Origin of the sequence: Enterocloster clostridioformis (assembly GCF_020297485.1) — a bacterium.
Classification (GTDB): domain Bacteria; phylum Bacillota; class Clostridia; order Lachnospirales; family Lachnospiraceae; genus Enterocloster; species Enterocloster clostridioformis.
In genome coordinates this window covers 2,391,295-2,408,923 of sequence record NZ_JAIWZC010000001.1, presented here as the reverse complement: position 1 = coordinate 2,408,923, position 17,629 = coordinate 2,391,295, and the positions used below count along the sequence as shown (strand labels likewise).

17 protein-coding genes are annotated in these 17,629 nt (G+C 51.5%); 13 read left to right on the top strand and 4 right to left on the bottom strand.

Annotated features, from left to right (window positions below; translation table 11 throughout):
* Positions 1-9: 9 nt before the first annotated feature.
* From LA360_RS12250 to LA360_RS12225, 6 genes are all read left to right on the top strand, one after another.
* The gene (locus LA360_RS12250) at positions 10-1,338 is read left to right on the top strand and encodes a PTS transporter subunit EIIC (RefSeq protein ID WP_022201881.1); all 1,329 of its coding nucleotides are present in this window, start codon (positions 10-12) and stop codon (positions 1,336-1,338) included.
* Between the two features lie 155 nt (positions 1,339-1,493).
* The gene (locus tag LA360_RS12245; protein WP_002587049.1) at positions 1,494-1,706 is read left to right on the top strand and encodes a FeoA family protein; all 213 of its coding nucleotides are present in this window, start codon (positions 1,494-1,496) and stop codon (positions 1,704-1,706) included.
* Positions 1,707-1,811: 105 nt separating this feature from the next.
* Entirely contained in the window at positions 1,812-2,033 is a 222-nt protein-coding gene (locus LA360_RS12240) for a helix-turn-helix domain-containing protein (protein WP_022201882.1), read from the top strand.
* Between the two features lie 22 nt (positions 2,034-2,055).
* Complete coding sequence (locus LA360_RS12235) at positions 2,056-2,355, top strand: 6TM ABC transporter family protein (protein ID WP_225537523.1); 300 nt, start codon at positions 2,056-2,058, stop codon at positions 2,353-2,355.
* 11 nt (positions 2,356-2,366) lie between these two features.
* Positions 2,367-3,287, top strand: coding sequence for an ABC transporter ATP-binding protein (locus LA360_RS12230; protein ID WP_263870226.1), 921 nt, complete (start codon positions 2,367-2,369; stop codon positions 3,285-3,287).
* A gap of 2 nt (positions 3,288-3,289) precedes the next feature.
* Positions 3,290-3,742: an ABC transporter permease gene (locus LA360_RS12225; protein ID WP_112482013.1), complete on the top strand. Its 453-nt coding sequence runs from the start codon at positions 3,290-3,292 to the stop codon at positions 3,740-3,742.
* 66 nt (positions 3,743-3,808) lie between these two features.
* On the opposite strand, the gene LA360_RS12220 is transcribed toward LA360_RS12225, so the two are convergent.
* The 3 genes from LA360_RS12220 to LA360_RS12210 all read right to left on the bottom strand — a co-directional run bounded on the left by LA360_RS12220 (position 3,809) and on the right by LA360_RS12210 (position 7,130).
* The gene (locus tag LA360_RS12220) at positions 3,809-4,630 is read right to left on the bottom strand and encodes an ABC transporter permease (RefSeq protein ID WP_002587052.1); all 822 of its coding nucleotides are present in this window, start codon (positions 4,628-4,630) and stop codon (positions 3,809-3,811) included.
* Positions 4,623-5,390: an ABC transporter ATP-binding protein gene (locus LA360_RS12215; protein ID WP_022201886.1), complete on the bottom strand. Its 768-nt coding sequence runs from the start codon at positions 5,388-5,390 to the stop codon at positions 4,623-4,625. The genes LA360_RS12220 and LA360_RS12215 overlap by 8 nt, the downstream gene beginning before the upstream one ends.
* Positions 5,391-5,549: 159 nt before the next feature.
* The gene (locus LA360_RS12210) at positions 5,550-7,130 is read right to left on the bottom strand and encodes a polysaccharide deacetylase family protein (protein ID WP_112482011.1); all 1,581 of its coding nucleotides are present in this window, start codon (positions 7,128-7,130) and stop codon (positions 5,550-5,552) included.
* A gap of 155 nt (positions 7,131-7,285) precedes the next feature.
* Between LA360_RS12210 and LA360_RS12205 the strand changes: the two genes are divergently transcribed.
* The 4 genes from LA360_RS12205 to LA360_RS12190 all read left to right on the top strand — a co-directional run bounded on the left by LA360_RS12205 (position 7,286) and on the right by LA360_RS12190 (position 12,020).
* Entirely contained in the window at positions 7,286-7,726 is a 441-nt protein-coding gene (locus LA360_RS12205; RefSeq protein WP_002587055.1) for an HIT family protein, read from the top strand.
* Positions 7,727-7,885: 159 nt separating this feature from the next.
* Positions 7,886-9,181, top strand: coding sequence for a D-alanyl-D-alanine carboxypeptidase family protein (locus tag LA360_RS12200; protein ID WP_022201888.1), 1,296 nt, complete (start codon positions 7,886-7,888; stop codon positions 9,179-9,181).
* A gap of 276 nt (positions 9,182-9,457) precedes the next feature.
* On the top strand, positions 9,458-10,972 hold the full coding sequence (locus LA360_RS12195; RefSeq protein ID WP_022201889.1) for a sugar ABC transporter ATP-binding protein: 1,515 nt from the start codon (positions 9,458-9,460) through the stop codon (positions 10,970-10,972).
* Positions 10,973-10,988: 16 nt separating this feature from the next.
* Complete coding sequence (locus LA360_RS12190) at positions 10,989-12,020, top strand: ABC transporter permease (protein WP_112482009.1); 1,032 nt, start codon at positions 10,989-10,991, stop codon at positions 12,018-12,020.
* A 403-nt stretch (positions 12,021-12,423) separates the two neighbouring features.
* Here the strand turns inward: LA360_RS12190 and LA360_RS31275 are convergent, their stop codons facing one another.
* Complete coding sequence (locus LA360_RS31275; RefSeq protein ID WP_112482007.1) at positions 12,424-13,875, bottom strand: DDE-type integrase/transposase/recombinase; 1,452 nt, start codon at positions 13,873-13,875, stop codon at positions 12,424-12,426.
* Between the two features lie 177 nt (positions 13,876-14,052).
* Here LA360_RS31275 and LA360_RS31885 point away from each other — a divergent pair, with 177 nt between their 5' ends.
* The 3 genes from LA360_RS31885 to LA360_RS29665 all read left to right on the top strand — a co-directional run bounded on the left by LA360_RS31885 (position 14,053) and on the right by LA360_RS29665 (position 17,621).
* The gene (locus LA360_RS31885; protein WP_112482004.1) at positions 14,053-15,891 is read left to right on the top strand and encodes a substrate-binding domain-containing protein; all 1,839 of its coding nucleotides are present in this window, start codon (positions 14,053-14,055) and stop codon (positions 15,889-15,891) included.
* A gap of 142 nt (positions 15,892-16,033) precedes the next feature.
* A complete protein-coding gene (locus LA360_RS12170; protein ID WP_242997675.1) occupies positions 16,034-16,300 on the top strand; it encodes a response regulator in 267 nt (88 codons plus the stop codon).
* The gene (locus tag LA360_RS29665) at positions 16,206-17,621 is read left to right on the top strand and encodes a response regulator transcription factor (RefSeq protein ID WP_242997693.1); all 1,416 of its coding nucleotides are present in this window, start codon (positions 16,206-16,208) and stop codon (positions 17,619-17,621) included. The genes LA360_RS12170 and LA360_RS29665 overlap by 95 nt, the downstream gene beginning before the upstream one ends.
* Positions 17,622-17,629 lie beyond the last annotated feature (8 nt).

Below are 17,629 nucleotides of genomic sequence, written 5' to 3'. Positions count from 1 at the left end.
AGGTATCTTATGACAAAGAAAGAGCTGGCACAATCAATCTGCAATCTGGTGGGCGAATCCAATATCAGGACCATAGCAAACTGCTATACCCGGGTCAGGCTGACCGTAAAGGACCCGGAAAAAATGAAGCGGGAGGAGCTTAAAAAGCTGGAGGGCGTACTGGGGGTTATTGAGGAGGGCAGTCATGTGCAGCTGGTGCTGGGCCCCGGCACTGCGGCGGCAGTGGCCCAGCTTATGAGTGACATGACCCATATTAAAAGTGAAGAGGTGGACGAAGCCGTTCTCCTGAAAGAGGAAAACAGGGCAAAAAACAATGTACCCTGCAAGAACATGCTGAAAAAGATAGCCAATATCTTCATTCCCATCATCCCCGCATTCATTGCCTGCGGACTGGTGGTTGCTGTCTACGAATCATCCTATGTATTTTTCCCGGGCTTTCAGGATACGGATTTCGGCAAAATAATGAGCGCGCTGGCCTACTCGGTCTTTACCATCCTGCCCATCATCGTGGGGTATAATACATCCAAGGAATTCGGCGGAAGTCCCATCATCGGTGCTGTTCTGGCCTCCATACTGAACAGTTCATCCCTGGCAGGGGTACAGCTGTTCCATGTGTCCATTACCCCCGGACGGGGCGGCGTGATATCCGTACTGATTATTGCCTATGTGGCAGTGCTGCTGGAGAAACAGCTTCAAAAAGTCATACCGGATTTCCTGGACATGTTCCTGCGGCCGCTGATTACGGTCTGCGTCATGACCTTTGTGGGCCTGATGGTATTCCAGCCCATCGGCGGCTTCATATCGGAGACCATTGGAGCCTTTGTCAGCTTCATTATCTATAAGGTGCCTGTGCTGGCCGGTCTGACCTCAGCCATCTATCTGCCCCTGGTAATGACGGGAATGCACCATGGGCTCATTGCGGTCAACACCCAGCTTATAGCGGATTTCGGCGTCACCTATCTGCTGCCCGTTACCTGTATGGCCGGCGCGGGACAGGTGGGAGCTGCGTTTTACGTATATTTAAAGACAAAGAACCAGAGACTGAAAAAGACCATTAAGAATGCTCTTCCCGTGGGAATGCTGGGAATAGGGGAACCCCTGATGTGGGGCTGTACCATTCCTCTTGGAAAGCCGTTCATAGCATCCTGCATTGGCGGCGGAATCGGCGGAAGCGTCATGGCAGTGATGAAGGTGGCGGCCAAGGTCCCTGAGCTGTCAGGTATTCCTCTGGCGTTCATTACCACCCGGTTCCCGCTGTATTTTGTAGGTCTGTTCGCTTCCTACGCGGCCGGCTTTATCGTGTGCAGGCTGATGGGATTTACGGACCCGGAGGACTAGAGGATAATGGAGATAAAAGATTAAAAAAGCCTAACCCACATTGCCGTTGACTAACAGCCCTTCGGATGTTTACAATATAAATAAAAGGGCCGGCATGATAAAGGGCCATTTTGCTCATACTTGGTATGAACGCAAACGGTAACGGAGGTGTGGTTATGCAGTCATTGTCAGAGGTTAAGGCAGGAGCTGTCTGTACGATTAAATGGATGTTCGGCAATCCCCAGGTCATGGAGTTCATGCATCAGCATGACATCAGGGAGGGAAGTACCATCAATGTGTTCCAGCATGGAAGGGACAGCATGATAATCGGAATGAACAATATACGTCTTGCAATCGGAAACGAGGTTGCGGAGCGGATTAAGGTGTGAAGCAGGCCGTTGATATCCCAGATTAGAGGTATCAGCGGCCTGAAATTTTTCTTTGCTGCAGAATAATTATGCAGTTAATTTCAAAAAATATAAGGAAACTGTTCCATGTTTTGCCGGCGTCTGGAACGGGCCGGCCATATAACAATGGTCAAGAATGACAAAGACGCCCGTTTCATAAATGTGGTCCTTACAGAAAAAGGGCGGGCATTGGTTCAGGGCATGATGGAGCAGATGGGCAGCCATTCTGAGAAGGATTCCATGAGCAAAGAAGCTCTGGAGACTATTTTGAAAGGGTTAAAATGTCTGGAAAAGTGTTTGCAGAGCTGAAAGCGTTCCGTCTGGAACTTCTATGCGTGCTGGTCAGTGTGGCGGCCGGAGTGGGAGCCACTCGGGGCTTCCCACCTATCTGTCGGATATCATCAACAGGGGAATCGCGGATAAGGATATGAATTACATTCTTCACACCGGCCTCATCATGCTGGGAATGGTATGCAATATTATCACAGGCTTTTTTGCCTCCAGAATCGCGCTGGGCTTAGGGCGGAATGTGAGGAGCAGGATTTTCACAAAGGTGGAATATTTCTCCCAGGCGGAGATTGACACATTTTCAACCGCGTCTTTGATTACGCGCTTCTGCGCATCATCCTGACAGCGCCTATCATGTGCGTGGTGGGCATCATGCTGGCTTACAGCAAAAATCCGAAAATGTCAAGCATACTCGTGGTATCCATGCCGGTGATGGTGCTGATTATCAGCCTGATTGGCAGGAGGACCATGCCTCTTTCCAGGAAGATGCAGACCAGGATTGACCGAATCAACCTGATTATGAGGGGAAAGCTTTCCGGCATCCGTGTCATCCGGGCATTTGGGACAGAGGATTACGAAGAAAAGCGTTTTGACGGCGCCAACAAGGACCTGATGAATAATGCCATGAAAATGATGCATGCCATGTCACTGCTGGGGCCGTCCCTGATACTGATATTAAACCTGACCGTGGTGGGGCTTCTCTGGCGGGCGGGACAGGGAATCGCAGCAGAGCCCGTGATACCGGGAGATATCCTGGCAATCATCCAGTATGTGATGCAGATCATGATGTCGGTCACCATGCTTTCCATGATCTTCGTCATGTATCCCAGATGCGCTGCTTCCGCGGACCGTATCTGCGAGGTGCTGGATACTGAAAATTCCATCAGTGACCCGGCGGTTCCCAAGACATCAGAGAGACAGAAAGGTTATCTCACCTTCCGGGATGTAAGCTTTTATTTTTCGGGAGCAGAAGAGCCGGCCGTCAGCCATGTCAGCTTTGAGGCAAAGCCGGGAGAGACAACGGCTATCATCGGAAGTACGGGCAGCGGCAAGACAGCGCTGGTGGGATTGATTCCACGCTTTTATGATGTGCAGGAGGGCGAGGTCCTGGTGGGCGGAGTCAATGTAAAGGACTATGACAGGAGGACCCTGCGCCAAAAAATCGGTTATGTGCCTCAGAAAGCCCTGCTGTTTAAGGGTACCATCATGGAAAATATCCGCTTCGGGGATGATTCGGCCAGCGATGAGCGGGTGAGGGAGGCGGCGGCCTGGTGAGCATGAAGGTGGTAAAACATTCCCAGCGTTATTTCCAGGGACAGCAGTCCGCGCTGGGGGATCTTACAGGGTATGTGGAGGAGATGTACAACGGACAGAACGTGATTGCCGCCTTTGGAAAAGAGGAGGACATCATCGGGACTTTTGAGGGCATCAACAACCGACTCTACGACAACGGATGGAAAGCGCAGTTTTCGTCCAGTATCATCATGCCCTTAACGCAGGCGCTGACCAATATCGGCTATGTGGGAGTGGCGGTTGTCAGCGGATGGCTCTGCATCAACGGCAGGCTGAGCATAGGTATGATTCAGTCCTTCATCCAGTATCTGCGCCAGTTCTCCCAGCCCATCAACCAGGTAACCAACATTGCAAACATCATGCAGGCCACCATGGCTGCGGCCCAAAGGGTATTTGAGTTTTTGGATGCGAAAGAGGAGGTGAAAATTAAGCTGTAAGGGACAGGAAGGTCTGCCGTAACCTCCTGTCCCTTACATATTCAGTTCAGAGACGGGTTTTACTCACTATCTCTTTTTTATTCTCATCTCCGCATACGCGATAATCTGATACAACACTCCCGACACAATGCAGAGGATCACAATAGAAGTCACCACCATGGTCATGGCAAAGGTCTGAGAGCCATAGGTAATCAGATATCCCAGCCCGGCCTTGGCGCTCAGGAATTCACCTATAATCACGCCCACCAGACACAGTCCGATGTTCACCTTCATATTGCTTATAACAAGGGGAAGGGAACCGGGCAGCAGAACCTTCAGGAGCACATCCTTTCGTCCGCCTCCCAGGGAGTAAATCAGCTTGATCTGTTCCGTATCCATCTGGGAAAAGCCTGTGTATAAGGTCAGAATGGAACCAAATACAGCCACGGACACGGCAGCCACCACAATGGTCCGCATGTTATTGCCCAGCCACACAATCAAAAGAGGGGCCAGGGCGGATTTGGGGAGGCTGTTTAACAGGACAAGGAAGGGCTCCAGCACCTGTGCCACGCTTTTGCCGGACCACAGAAGCAGGGCGCATGCCAGGCCAAAGACTGTGCACACGGCAAAGCTGATAAGGGTTTCCATAAGAGTTACCCCTGTGTGGAGGAACAGGCTTCCGTCCTTTGCCATGGAAACCAGGCATTTGGCAATCATCACAGGGGAGCTGAAAATGAAGCTGTCAATCCAGTGCATGTCGGCCGCCAGTTCCCACAGCGCCAGGAGAAGGACCAGCAGCATGACGCGGCATATGGTCACCTGGCGGTGGCGCTGTATTTCTCGGGCCACATACTCCTGCTGGGCCACGGACATATTGCAGGCTGATACAGGCTGTTTATCTCTATTCATATGTCTTTAACTCCTTCCATACCATATTAAAGTAAGCAGAGAATTCCGGACAGTTCCTGCGGTCCAGGGAGCGGGTGCACATTTTAGGAAAATCAATGGACAGGATTTTCTTGACACGGCCGGGACGGGGGGACAGGATCAGTATGCGGTCAGCCACGCTGATGGCCTCAGACAGGTCGTGGGTCACCAGTATGGCGGTTTTGTGCGTCTGACGGATGATGGAGCTGATGTCGTCGCACACAGACAGCCGGGTCTGGTAATCCAGGGCTGAAAATGGTTCGTCCAGGAGAAGAAGGTCCGGCTTAAGGGCCAGTGTCCGTATGAGGGCCGCTCTCTGGCGCATGCCGCCGGACAGCTCCGAGGGTTTTGCATATTCAAAGCCTGCCAGACCGTAGGCCGCCATCATTTCCAGCAGTTCCTGCCTGGCAGGTTCGTCCAACCGCTTTTGAATTTCAAGGCCAAGGGATATATTTGAGAAAATATTTCTCCATTCAAATAAATGATCCTTCTGCAGCATGTATCCAATGGCAGAGGGAGATTTGGTCAGGGGGACGCCGTCTATGTTGATGGTGCCTCCCTCGGGCAGTGTCAGTCCGCACAGCATGGACAGAAGGGTGGACTTGCCGCATCCGGAGGGACCCACGATAGCCAGGAATTCCCCGGGGGATACATCAAATGATATATGGTCAAGGGCCAGCGTCTCACCATCCAGTGAATGGTAGGAATAGCTGACCCCGTCTACTTCCAGTTTGGGAATCATGAAGAAGCTCCTTTCAATTAGAAATCAATTCCTTGATTTATTATATGTAGACAACGGGAAACCGTTCGCCCGGAGCAGGAAAAAAGAAAACAGGCCCCCTGCCGCTTGACCGCGGCAGGAAGCCTGCGTGATAACAATATGAGCGGGAGCCGTAAGACGTTACTTCTGGTAGCTCCAGCTTACCGGCGTGGGCCTGGCTGAGTCAAACACCTGGGCGGCGTCAAACAAATCAGTCAGGCGTTTCCTGGCCGGGTCTGTCTGGATGAGATCCTCATACAGGCGGTAGCCGTCCAGGTTCCTTCTGGCCATGCGGAAGTAGTTTGTACCCATCTGGGTCCAGTAGGGCTTGCTGGCATCCACATTGCAGAAATAGCGGAATCCCTTGGATTCCAGGTAGGCAAAGCGGGGATTGTCCTGATGGTAAGGACGCCAGTCGGCAATGTCGTTGCCATAAGGATAGAGGATGATATCGGTGGGACCTATGAGGGATTCCACCTCGGCCTCCCATTTGTCCGTATCGGTTCGGAAACGCTCCTCATCAATGGCAAATCCGGCCTGCGGGCCATCCGCCACGCCCAGGTGCAGGTGGCCCCAGCTGTGGGAAGCCAGCTCCCAGCCATTATCCTTCAGACACTGGGCCACCCTGGCTGCCTGTTCACGGTCAGCCTCATAGGCGGGGCTGTTCTGGTAGGAGGATGCAGTTCGATACCCCAGTATGCCTTCATAGCCGGTAAATGCGATAATGGCCCTTGCGCCTTTGTAGGAAAAGTCGGGGTGTTCCTGTATGAAGTCCTCCAAAAGCGGAATCAAATCATAGGAGCCGGTGGATGTGGTGCCGTCGTCCATGACCATCTCGCAGGTGGGCTTTCCGTCCTCGCCAATCACCACCCGTTTGGCAAACCCGTCCCCGTCCATGTAGGGATAGTAGCAGACATCATCCTGGGACATGACAAAGGGCTTCTTTCCCTCCGGGAGCATGACGCTGCCCATTACAAAGCGGACGTTTCCATTTTCATCAGGCGCCTCGTAGGCCACATCGTGGATGCGGACCAGCACATAGCCCTTCTGGTACATATCCTCCAGTATCTTAAGAAATTCATCCTTGGTGGTCATGACGGAATTATAGTTGGCGCTGTCCGAGTCCCCGTCAAAGGCCTTGGAGGTATCCATGATAAGTGAGTGGAAGAAAATGTGGGTGACAGCGTTCATATCGGCGGGAACCAGGGCGGCCTTCTGTGATTCATACCGTGCCAGCGCCTCCTTCATGCGGGAGTTCTCCAAATCCAGGCCGCTGGAGTTGATAAGCTCTGCGGCCTTATCGTAATCATAACCCATGGCGATGCGGTCAGCCTGGGCTATGAGCCGGGAAATGTCGTCCTGGGGAGCTTCCGCGGAAGGCTGGTCCGATGGGCCGGAGGAACTGTCTCCGGAAGCCCCGGAGGAACTATTGCCGGAGCTTCCGCCAAAATTGCCGCCGGAAGCCCCGCCGGGGGAATCCCCACCAGCGGAAGGTCTGTTCCCGTTCGGATTAGGGGAGCCGTTTTGCCCTGATGAGGCAATGACCTGGACCGTTCCGTCCGGCTGTTTCGCTAAAACAAACCGGTAGAGGGCGAAAATGCCGCCTCCTGCCAGTACAGTGATTGCTAATAATAAAATAAATGTAGGAAGATGCCGTGACATCCGTGCAAGCTTCTGCCTGCGCCTGCGGGACTGCCTGCGTCTGAAATCTGCTCTGCTCATAGAAATTCTCCTGTATCTGGTACTTGCCTACTTATTATAGCATAGATTCCGTGAAGTGGGTACTATGAAAGAAAAAACAAATATTGGAATTGAAATTCATCTTGTTCCGTGGTATGTTTAAGTTGATATGAATAAACATAAAGGAGAACAGGAACATGGAAGATATGGTAAAGGATCCTAATTGCGCATATTGTATGCAGGGCGAACTGGTGGCTAAGTTCGGTTATCCTGTGTGTGAGATGAAGACAGGCTTTCTCTATGTATTTAAGGAGCAGAGTAAGAAGGGCAGAGTTATTCTGGCTCATAAGAAGCATGTCAGCGAGCTCATCGATCTGACCGACGAGGAGAGGAATGATTACTTTGCAGAGGTGGCCCAGGCAGCCCGCGCCGTACACAAGGTGTTCCGGCCGGACAAGGTAAATTACGGTGCTTACGGCGACACAGGACATCACCTGCACTTTCACATTGTCCCCAAGTATGAGGGCGGTGAAGAATGGGGCGGCACCTTTGAGATGAACAGCGGAAGGACCATGCTTACAGACCCTGAGTACGAGAAGATGGCAGAGGACTTAAGACAGGCCCTGAAGGAAGTATAATTATAATAAGGCAGGAAAATAAGATAGGAAAAATGCGGCAGGCTGCGGTATAATTACGGCCCGCTGCATTTTTTTGCGGTAGAAATCAAGGTTTTGCGGGCATAAGCTGTCTGTCCACTCCCATACAATTAGTAGCAGATGATTTTATTGGAGGAAAATATGAGACGGATTGCAGCGATATTATGCTCAGCAGCAATACTGGTCTCCTATCCCGGGATTGCCGCCCTGGGCCAGGAGCCGGAAATCGCCATCCCCGTGGGAGCAGAGGTATCAGGGAGCAGCCTCTATGGACAGGATGAAGGATGGACAGGAGGGGATGTGCAGGCGGCGGAGGCGCCTGCGGACCAGAACCAGACAGCAGTCCAGATAGCCGCCCCGTCGGCTATTCTAATGGAAGCGTCCACCGGACAGGTAATCTATGAAAAGGGTGCAGATGAAAAACGCAGCCCGGCCAGTGTTACCAAGGTTATGACACTGATATTGATTTTCGATGCCCTTCAGTCCGGGAAGATTCAGCTGACGGACGAGGTGGTCACCAGCGCTCATGCCAAATCCATGGGAGGTTCCCAGGTGTTTCTGGAGGAAGGCGAGAAACAGACCGTGGAGACATTGATTAAATGCATTGTCATTGCATCCGGCAATGACGCGTCTGTGGCCATGGCGGAGTACATAGCTGGCAGCGAGGAGGAGTTTGTGCGGATGATGAATGAAAGGGCAGCCGGCCTTGGCATGGCCAATACCCATTTCGTGGACTGCTGCGGTCTTACGGAATCCGCGGACCATTACACCACGGCCAGGGACATTGCCGTCATGAGCCGCGAGCTGATTAATAAATATCCTCAGATACATAACTATTCCACCATATGGATGGAGAATATAACACATGTCACAAAGCAGGGAACAAAGGAATTCGGCTTGTCCAACACAAATAAACTGCTTAAGATGGCAACTAATTTTACGGTTACGGGCCTTAAGACGGGGTCCACATCCATTGCAAAGTACTGCCTGTCGGCCACAGCGGAAAAGGATGGGGTGCGTCTTATCGCTGCCATCATGGCTGCGCCGGATTTCAAAACCAGATTTGCAGACGCCCAGACCCTTCTCAACTATGGTTATGCAAACTGCAAGCTCTATGAAGACAAGGAACATCTGCCGCTGCCCCAGATGCCGGTTACAGGAGGCGTGGAGGATGAGGTAGGGCTGACCTACGAGGGAACATTTTCCTACCTGAGCCTTAAGGGTGAGGATTTGGGAGCCATCGAGAAGAAGCTGGTGCTTCTGGAATCCATACCCGCTCCGGTGGAACCGGGGCAGAAGGCAGGCGTGCTGGAATATTCTCTGGGCGGCAAAAAGCTGGGAGAGGTTAATGTGCTGACGAACGGAAGTATACGGGAAGCAGGGTATATGGATTATTTGAAGAAGCTTGTGGGAGCGTGGAGGCTGAACCGGCGGTAGGGGGTAATTGTATGGGGATTAGAAGGCTGTCCTCCTGGGGAGGGCGGCCTTTTTTAAGAGATGGAAAAAGTGCTAATTATATCAAGTAATAATAAAAATAATACGGTGTATATAACAAACAATTCTGCGTCTCGTTTCTGTAATTCTATAAAAATGCATAAAAATGTCCCCCTAATTAGGAAAAAGCCCCCCTTATTTGTGAAACTGAAGATTGGTATAATAGAATCATAGATAAAAGTCAGACAATGGATTATGAAGAAGGACAGGTGGCTGAGAATGAACGATACAATTGTTTCCATGGAGAATATCTGTAAGAGCTTTCCAGGAGTCAAGGCATTGGACCATGTGCGTTTTGAACTGCGTTCAGGGGAAGTCATGGCGCTTCTGGGAGAAAATGGTGCAGGAAAAAGTACATTGATGAAGGTGCTCAGCGGTGTCTACACAAGGGATGAAGGGAAAGTGGAAATATTCGGCAGGGAGTACGGGGATATGAACCCGAAGCAGGCCCAGGAAGCCGGAGTGGCAATCATCCATCAGGAGTTGAACATGTGCAGGCATCTGTCGGTGACAGAAAACATGTTCCTGGGACGCGAGAAGGTAAAGGGCATGGTTCTGTCAAACAAGGAGATGGAGGAGGAAGCCAGAAAGATTCTGGATGAGCTGAAAATTGATTTGGATCCGCACCAGGTGGTGGGGGATCTGCCTGTGTCCAAGCAGCAGATGGTGGAGATAGCCAAGGCACTGTCCACCCATGCGAAAATCCTGATTATGGATGAACCCACTTCCGCCCTGACAGCCAGGGAGATAGAGGACTTATTCCGAATCATCCATAACCTGAGGGAAAAGGGATGCGGCATCGTGTACATTTCCCACCGGCTGGAGGAGCTTCAGTCCATTGTGGACCGTGTGACCATAATGCGGGACGGCCAGTACATAACCTCTATGAATTTCCGGGACACAACCCTGGATGAGATAATTGCCAACATGGTGGGACGTGAAATTAAGGAAAAGTTTCCGCGCGTTTCCTGCGAAAAAGGGAAAAAGGTCCTGGAAGTAAAAAATCTGAATGCAGGCAGGATGGTGCGTGATGTGGATTTCTCCCTGTATGAAGGGGAAATTGTGGGATTTGCCGGACTGATGGGAGCGGGCAGGACCGAGACCACCAGGGCTATATTCGGCATTGATGCCAAGGAGAGCGGACAGATTTTCCTGGACGGAAGAGAGGTGGCCATTCACAAGCCCGAGGATGCCATACAGGCAGGAATCGTGCTGGCCCCTGAGGACAGGAAAAAGGACGGACTATGTACAAAACTGAGTATACGGCATAATATAGCCCTGCCAAACCTGGATTTGCTGTGCAACAAGATGGGGGTGGTAAGCCGGTCCAGGGAAGATGAAATGTGCCGGAAGGTGGTGGATGACTTAAAGGTCAAAACCCCTAATGTGGATGTGAATGCAGGCAATCTGTCCGGCGGCAACCAGCAGAAGGTGGTTGTTGGAAAATGGCTGGCCCGTAATTCCAGGGTGGTGATATTCGATGAGCCGACCAGGGGAATTGATGTGGCTGCCAAAGTAGAAATATATAATCTGATGAACCAGCTAAAGCAACAGGGAATTGCTGTCATGTTCGTATCCTCGGAGATGCCGGAGGTCATGGGAATCGCTGACAGAATCGTCGTCATGTGTGACGGCCGTATTACCGGAGAGCTGATGGCAGAGGAGGCCACCCAGAACAGCATTCTGACCCTGGCAACCAGATTTGAGAAGAAAATTGACGCTAAGTGCTTATAATGAGGAGGAGAAAGGTATGAATCACAAGAATCAGGGAGCCCTCAGACAGTTTTTGAATATAAGGGGCATGAGAGGGGCTATGACTGCCTTTGCGGGACTCATTGTCATTTACATAGCATTCGGGGCAATTAATCCCACTGTATTTTCAGAACAAAATGTTACAAACCTGTTCCGTTCCATGTCAAAGTACCTGATTATCGGTATCGGACAGAGCTACGTGCTCATAACAGGCAACATTGATTTGTCCATTGGTTCTGTGGTGGGCATGAGCGCCATGATAGCAGCAACCCTTATGACCCATGGGGTCAATCCCATGGCTGCCATACTGATTACACTTGTCTGCTGCCTGGCCATCGGCGTGGTAAACGGTATTCTGGTAGGAAAGTTCCAGCTTCCCCCGTTCATAGCAACCCTGGGAACCATGTTCGTAGCCAGAGGCGTGGCTTATATGGTAAATGGGAACCGCAACACGGATGCCATCAGTTCAGGCATAGGCAAGGAAGCGGCAGATAAGTTCCAGGCATTTTTTTACTATGGAAAGACGGCGGGGGTGTTTAATACCTTCTGGATTGCCCTGGTACTGTTTATCGCATTCTTTTTCCTGCTCTCCAAGACCAGGACCGGACGCCATATTTACGCCATTGGTTCCAATGCGGAGGCGGCCAAGCTCTCCGGTGTCAGTGTGGTGGCGACAGTCACAAAGACATATCTGGTCAGTGCCTTCTGTTCCTTCGTGGTAGGTCTGATTCTCTGCGGCCAGGCCAATATGGGCAATATGGAAGCAGGCAATATGTATGAGATGTACGCAGTGGCAGCCGGCGTCATCGGCGGTATCTCGCCGCTGGGAGGAACGGGAATCCTGCTGGGGACCTTTGCGGGTGCGGCTGTATGGCAGACCCTGGAAAACGGACTTAACATGATTGGGGTACAGGTAGGAATCCAGCGCCTTGTCATAGGTATTATCGTGGTATTCGCAGTGCTTCTGGACGTGGTGCTCCGGAAGGGAATGCTCATACGGAAACGTCCGGCAGCGGAAAAAAAGGTTTAGAAATTTTATGGAATTAGACGTCACGGGCCAGCTTCCCTGACGCTAATATAAAATGAATGTGAAAGTGTACATGCGTGTACGAAAGGTAGTGTCAAGTAATCTATGAAAACTAAGCCGGAAAAAATCGGCTCAAATGAACCTTGAAAACTGCAGATATACCAAGAGCCAGGCCCTCCGGGAGCTTAGGGCGCCGCCCTAAGAACTTGCAAGGGACCTGTCCCTTGACCCAATATCGGGCTCTGCCCGAACCCGTCCTCGCCGGAAGGCAGGAAAAGGGCGCACCTGCCCCCTTTTCTGTTTTACAGGATTATCCGTGAACCTTATGTCAAGAGGCTTTCGCGGCATATCCTCGCACTTTGTGCTCCGGTATTCCACGGTCCTCCTGACAACAGTTCCGCTCCTTTTAGACTGCGGCTGTTTTCCGGAGATTTAGGATGGTCTGCTGGCCCAGAAAGATGAGAAGCTGCCATTTGCCCGGCATGTTGTCTGCTCCCCGCAGGATTTCCACATCATTGAGCACATGGTAGTTGTTGTGTTTATGAGGGCGTAGAAAGTTGTAATAAGCGACCCACAGGGCAAGGTCATAGTTGGCTCCATCGATGGTGTCAAAGCCGTTGGTCTTTCGATAGGAAGCCTTGTAGGTGCGGTTAAGCCGTTCGATCATCTGCTTAAAAGGCCGGAATTCTTTGGAGACGGCGTCATCATTGGTAAGCCCGATGACCTGGGTGATGTGGAACTTAAAAGCATCGCCGAATTCATGAAAGAACTGCTGGGCGGCAAGAGGATACGCACTATAGCCATCGGCAATAAAGCGGAAGTTTTTGGGAAGCTCCTTAAAGTGGCGGAATGCCATGCGCATGGCCATGATACAGGGGCCGACGCCCCGGTTATCTGAGACCCTGTAGCCGATGATGGAGCGTTTGGCGGCATCCATGATAAACCAGATATAAGATTTGATGCCGCGAACTTTGATGTAGGTCTCGTCGGCGGTAAAGGTAGTGCCAGCGCCGTAATCATAGTTATCAACAAAGGGCTTGATACAGATGGCGGCGCTCTTGCAGTAGTTAGCGATCTGCTGATGAGAGATTTGGATGTTGTAGAGGTCTTTCAGGGCCTGGGAAGTCTTACGCAGAGAAAGGGAAAGGTTTACATGAAGGGTGAGGCACAGGGACATGACATGGGAATCGAACTTATTGAATTTGAGGGAGGAGGCATTCTTTGGCAGGGAGTTTAAGTCCATGCGAAAGAAATCTATCGTGAATTCGCGGTAGAGGTAGTGAAGCTTGTATTCATTTTTGCCATAGTCTTTCTCCAGGTGTTCTTTATCGACGTTTTTGAGGTTATGGAGATAGTAGGGACATTTCTGGTTGACGCATTTGTGGAGGATGAAGTGTTTCCGGTCCTTTTTGTGGACAAGGGCATGTCCGCAGTGGGGACAGCGCAGGGTATAGTGCTTGGAGAAGCGGTTATCATCAGTAGAGAAGTTGGTATCACATACTTTGCATTTTAACTGTCCTTTGGAACCATTATTACGATAAAGAAAAGGCTGAGGAGCATGGCAGGAGGGACAGGTACAGTCAGGAGAGATATCGCATTCCTTGCGCCGTGCAACAGGCCGAATCTTCTTATGGTATTTATATTCGAAGTAAGGGATGAGGAGCTGCCAGTCCCAATCGTTTTGATGAAACTGAAGCATAGGGAGTTCATCGGTTCTGAATTTTTGGTATTTAGGGGAATGGGAATCATCAAAAGCCCATTGTTTGAGAGGGATATATTTGCAGATAAAAGTAATGAGCCAGCAGTTCTGCTGGTAAAGAAATTGAATGAGTGACAATAAATAGGTAATACTATTCATAAGCAATGAAATTCCTTTCTGTGTTTGTGGGATTGGTTTACCTAAAGTATTGACACAAAAAGGGAGGTCATTGCTTTTTTCTTTGAAAAAGTGGTGTAATCCCTAAAAATACAAGGTTTGTAACAAAAAATGAGGTAGTAAACTTGACACTACCGTACGAAAAAAGGAGGAAATGCAATGAAAAAAATGTTAGCACTGGCTTGTTCCCTTGGCCTCGCCGCGTCTCTTATTACCGGGTGCGGCAGCAAGACTGAGGATGTATCAGCCACCACCGCAGCGCAGGCATCGGCAGAAGCAGCAAAGACAGAAGCGCCGGCAGCTGGTTCCGACACCATGGTTGCCCTGATTACCATGGATTCCATTGACCAGCATTGGGTGACCCTGAACGAGGGCGCGCAGAAGGCTGCAAAGGAGCTGGGCGTAACGGTCCAGTTTATGGCTCCCAACACCAAGGATGACGCGCAGCAGATTGAATGTGTGAACAATGCGGTGTCCGCGGGCGCCAAGGCCATCATCGTGGCAGCCAACGGTCCGGACGCCATCTCGTCCGCATTAAAGGAGGCGCAGTCCTCAGGCGTAAAAATCGTATATGTAGACTCCCCGGCCAACGTGGAAGCAGAGGCAACCTTCTCCACGGATAACAAGGCAGCAGGCAAGACGGCAGGCGGGGAAATGCTTAAGGCCCTGAAGGACGCAGGGGTGACATCCGGTTCCATCGGCATCATCAATGTAAACGCTGCAACCGATTCCTGCGTCATGCGTGAAGAGGGATTCCGTTCCGCATTTGAGGGAAGCGGCTTCACTCTCTTAGAGACACAGTACGGCGAAGGCGATGCGGCCAAGTCGCAGAGCATTGCGGAAAACTATATCACCCAGGGCGTTGTGGGCATCTTTGGCTGTAACGAAGGTTCTACCACCGGAGCGGGCAACGCAATCAAGGCATCCGGTAAAGACGGAATCATCGGCGTTGGATTTGACAAGTCCGATGCAATCCTGGGCCTGATTGACGACGGATACATGCTGTGCACCATGGCCCAGAATCCCGATGTAATGGGCTACGAGGGCGTAAAGGCAGCCGTGGCAGCTGTTGGCGGCGAGTCATTGGGCGGCAAGGTAACTGACACAGGCGTATCTGTGCTTACGGCGCAGAACGGGGCGGCTGGCGATGCTTCCGCGGCTGTAAAGGCAGGCAGGGAATACAGGATTGCTCTGATTACCATGGATTCCATTGACCAGCACTGGGTAACCCTCAACGAGGGCGCACAGAAGGAAGCAGAGGCCCTTGGCGTAACCGTGACCTTCATGTCTCCAAATACAAAGGATGACGCACAGCAGATTGAGTGCGTGAACAATGCAGTGGCAGGCGGCTATGAGGCAATCATGGTAGCAGCTAACGGTCCGGACGCTATCTCCTCCGCGTTAAAAGAAGCAGAATCAACCGGTGTAAAAATCGTATACGTAGACTCCCCGGCCAACGTGGAAGCAGAGGCAACCTTCTCCACGGATAACAAGGCAGCAGGCAAGACGGCAGGCGGGGAAATGCTTAAGGCCCTGAAGGACGCAGGGGTGACATCCGGTTCCATCGGCATCATCAATGTAAACGCTGCAACCGATTCCTGCGTTATGCGCGAGGAAGGATTCCGTTCCGCATTTGAGGGAAGCGGCTTCACCCTGTTAGAGACACAGTACGGCGAAGGCGATGCTGCCAAGTCGCAGAGCATTGCGGAAAACTATATCACCCAAGGCGTTGTGGGCATCTTTGGCTGTAACGAAGGTTCTACCACCGGAGCGGGCAACGCAATCAAGGCATCCGGCAAAGACGGAATCATCGGCGTTGGATTTGACAAGTCCGATGCAATCCTGGGCCTGATTGACGACGGATACCTGCTGTGCACCATGGCCCAGAACCCGGATGTTATGGGCTCAAAGGGTGTGGAAGCATGTGTGAAGGCTCTGGAAGGAGAAGCTTTAGGAGGAGCTGTGACGGATACAGGAGTGTCTGTATTGAAGAAGTAAGGAATCATCAATAATGGATATGACAGGAACGCCGCTCTGAGGAACGGCGTTCTTGTTGAAATGTAAAATTGGGCATGTTATGATTAAGGTCAGAGAAAGGTCGCGGGTATAACCTGGAAGGCTGTCTTAGGGGGAGTGGTATATGTTAAAGGTAATAATAGCGGACGATGAGCGCCTGATATGCAGGCTGGTGCAGACGCTGGCGGACTGGGATTCAATGGGCATGGAGGTGGTGGCCATGGCGGAGAACGGCCTGGAGGCGCTGGAACTGGTGCAGTCCAGGCATCCCGACATACTTGATTACAGACATACGTATGCCTGGCTGCGACGGGCTGGAGCTGATACGGAGCGCGAAACAAATCATGCCGGACCTGGAAGTGGTAATCATCAGCGGCTATGCCCATTTTGAGTATGCCCAGAGCGCCATGAAGTATGGGGCCGGCTACTATCTGTTAAAGCCCATCAAACAGGCGGAGCTGATGGAGACACTGGAAAAAATCAAGGAAAAATGTGAATCCAGGCTGGAGACAATGGAAACCATCAGCAGGCAGCATCAGAACAGCCAAAAGGATTTAAGCCGCATACGGGAGAGTCTGGTAAAGGATTTGATGACGAATCCCACAGAATTGACGGCGGAAGCTCTGAGGGACATCTACCACGTGGAGACATACGGCGGCATGTACCAGGTGTTCATGGTAAAAATAGACGGCGGCAGTGGCCAGGTCAGCCGCAGCGGCCTGGAGGTCATGCAGGAGAAAATAAAGGATATATTCAGCAACTCCCTGGCCCCGGTCTGCCATGACATGCTGCTGCATTTCCAGTCCTTCACCGGCTGCGGCGTCATGAATTACGACCCGGCTAAAAAGGATGAGGTGCGCAGAGGACTGAGGGAGTGCCTGAATCACCTGGAAGTAAAGAGAAGTCTGCTGGGCCCCTTTGAATTTTCCGTCTCACTGGGAATTGCCGTGGATGCTCCGGAGAAAATGCCCTTATCCCTGGAATCAGCCAGGAACGCCATGACAGAGCGCCTGATTCAGGGAACCGGAAGACTGCTGGATACAGTGCCGCCGGGCTCCGGCATAGAAAAGCAGAACCTGCTGGATAAATACATAAAGGTGATGGAGCACACCGTGGACAGCCTGAGTACAGCAGAGGCAGGGGAGGCCTGCCGTATGCTGGAGACAGAGGCCCTGGGGCTGGATCGTATATGCGGCAGGGAGATACTGGAGCTGGTGCTGTCAGCAGGCCGCCTCTTCATCGCCCGCACAGCCCTGAGCAATGTGGAGGAAATCCAGCAGGAATTTGTGAACAGCTGCAGCCAGTGCAGGACAGCGGGAGAGCTTTTCGGCCAGCTGGCCCGAATCCAGGAAAGGCTGCTGTCTGAGGCCAGGGAGATGCGAAGCAGCGAGGCCGCAAGACCGATTCGCATTGCCAAACAGTATGTGATGCAGCATTTTGACGAACCCATTACCCTGGAGACCGTGTGCGAGGATATCGGTTTCAGCGTCAATTATTTCAGTATGCTGTTCAAGCGTGAGACAGGGGAAGGATTTGCTAAATACCTTACCAGGGTAAGGATTGAGGAAGCTAAGACATTGCTTCGCGAGACCAGTATTCCCATTGCAGAGATATGTGAGAAGGTGGGGTACAGTGACAGGAAGCATTTTACCCATACCTTCCACAAGGCCACGGGACTGAATCCGGTGGAATACCGGAAACTGTATGGATAAAGGGAACA

Coding starts and splice junctions, on each gene's coding strand:
- LA360_RS12170 (WP_242997675.1), top strand. CDS start 16,034: ATGTTAAAGGTAATAATAGCGGACGATGAGCGCCTGATATGCAGGCTG.
- LA360_RS31275 (WP_112482007.1), bottom strand. CDS start 13,875: ATGAATAGTATTACCTATTTATTGTCACTCATTCAATTTCTTTACCAG.
- LA360_RS31885 (WP_112482004.1), top strand. CDS start 14,053: ATGAAAAAAATGTTAGCACTGGCTTGTTCCCTTGGCCTCGCCGCGTCT.
- LA360_RS12230 (WP_263870226.1), top strand. CDS start 2,367: ATGTGCGTGGTGGGCATCATGCTGGCTTACAGCAAAAATCCGAAAATG.
- LA360_RS12195 (WP_022201889.1), top strand. CDS start 9,458: ATGAACGATACAATTGTTTCCATGGAGAATATCTGTAAGAGCTTTCCA.
- LA360_RS12210 (WP_112482011.1), bottom strand. CDS start 7,130: ATGAGCAGAGCAGATTTCAGACGCAGGCAGTCCCGCAGGCGCAGGCAG.
- LA360_RS12235 (WP_225537523.1), top strand. CDS start 2,056: ATGCGTGCTGGTCAGTGTGGCGGCCGGAGTGGGAGCCACTCGGGGCTT.
- LA360_RS29665 (WP_242997693.1), top strand. CDS start 16,206: ATGCCTGGCTGCGACGGGCTGGAGCTGATACGGAGCGCGAAACAAATC.
- LA360_RS12250 (WP_022201881.1), top strand. CDS start 10: ATGACAAAGAAAGAGCTGGCACAATCAATCTGCAATCTGGTGGGCGAA.
- LA360_RS12200 (WP_022201888.1), top strand. CDS start 7,886: ATGAGACGGATTGCAGCGATATTATGCTCAGCAGCAATACTGGTCTCC.
- LA360_RS12215 (WP_022201886.1), bottom strand. CDS start 5,390: ATGATTCCCAAACTGGAAGTAGACGGGGTCAGCTATTCCTACCATTCA.
- LA360_RS12205 (WP_002587055.1), top strand. CDS start 7,286: ATGGAAGATATGGTAAAGGATCCTAATTGCGCATATTGTATGCAGGGC.
- LA360_RS12190 (WP_112482009.1), top strand. CDS start 10,989: ATGAATCACAAGAATCAGGGAGCCCTCAGACAGTTTTTGAATATAAGG.
- LA360_RS12220 (WP_002587052.1), bottom strand. CDS start 4,630: ATGAATAGAGATAAACAGCCTGTATCAGCCTGCAATATGTCCGTGGCC.
- LA360_RS12245 (WP_002587049.1), top strand. CDS start 1,494: ATGCAGTCATTGTCAGAGGTTAAGGCAGGAGCTGTCTGTACGATTAAA.
- LA360_RS12225 (WP_112482013.1), top strand. CDS start 3,290: ATGAAGGTGGTAAAACATTCCCAGCGTTATTTCCAGGGACAGCAGTCC.
- LA360_RS12240 (WP_022201882.1), top strand. CDS start 1,812: ATGTTTTGCCGGCGTCTGGAACGGGCCGGCCATATAACAATGGTCAAG.